This is a genomic window from Clostridium sp. CF012 (assembly GCF_018861755.1).
Lineage (GTDB): Bacteria > Bacillota > Clostridia > Clostridiales > Clostridiaceae > Clostridium_AD.
Window position 1 is genome coordinate 1 of the sequence record NZ_JAHLEF010000100.1, and the last position, 1,291, is coordinate 1,291.

The 1,291-nt window shown below is 29.4% G+C and carries 1 protein-coding gene; it reads left to right on the plus strand.

From position 1 onward, the window contains the following. Positions 1 to 1,291: amino acid adenylation domain-containing protein (locus KPL50_RS26450; protein WP_216301449.1), on the plus strand; the 1,291-nt coding region annotated here is incomplete at both ends.

Consider the following 1,291-nt stretch of genomic DNA (forward strand, 5'->3'; position numbering starts at 1 on the left):
AGAGAAAAGGGAGTAGGACCGGATGTTATAGTAGGAATAATGGTAGAACGTTCTATTGAGATGATAGTAGGGATAATGGGTATACTAAAAGCAGGAGGAGCGTATTTACCAATAGATCCAGAATATCCGGAGGATAGAGTAAAATATACGCTTGAGGACAGTAAAACCAATATAATGCTAACTCAAGGTAAACTTATTAATAAAGTAGAATTTAAAGGAGTAATAATTGATTTAGAAGATGAGGATGTATATGACCAAAATATAAAAAATTTAGATTATATAAATAAGAAAAAGGATTTGGCGTATATTATATATACATCAGGAACAACAGGTAAACCTAAAGGTGCAATGATTGAGCATAAAAATGTAGTTAGATTAATGTTTAATGATAGAATACAATTTGATTTTAATGAAAAAGACGTATGGACAATGTTCCATTCTTATTGTTTTGATTTTTCTGTTTGGGAAATGTACGGGGCATTACTTTATGGAGGAAAACTAGTTTTAATTTCAAAAAATAAGGCAAGAGATACATCGGAATATTTAAAGATTTTAAAAGAAGAAAAAGTTACTGTATTAAATCAAATTCCAACACCATTTTATAATCTTATGAATAAAGAATTAGAAAACAGTAATAATGAGCTTAAATTAAGGTATGTGATATTTGGTGGTGAAGCATTAAAGCCTGAAATGTTAAGAGGTTTTATAAAAAAATATCCAAAAACAAAATTAATTAATATGTATGGAATAACAGAAACAACAGTTCATGTTACATTTAAGGAAATAAAAGAAGAAGATGTTAATTTAAAAATAAGTAACATTGGAAAACCTATACCAACTTTATTAACGTATATAATGGATAAAAATTTAAAACTTCAACCGATAGGTGTACCAGGAGAATTATGTGTTGGTGGAGATGGGGTTGGAAGAGGATATTTAAATAAGAGAGAATTGACAACAGCAAAATTTGTAACCAATCCATATAAAGTAGAGGAGAAAATCTATAGGTCTGGTGACCTGGCAAGAATGCTTTCAAACGGAGATATGGAATATTTAGGAAGAATAGATCATCAAGTTAAGATAAGGGGATTTAGAATAGAGCTTGGAGAAGTAGAAAGCAGTCTATTAAAAATAGAAGGAGTAAAAGAAGTAGTAGTATTAGACAAAGAAGAAGAAGGAAGTAAATATCTATGTGCATATTATGTTGGAGAAAAAGAATATAGTGTAGGTGAATTAAGAGAAGAACTGAAAAAATCTCTACCAGAGTATATGATTCCATCATACTTCATAC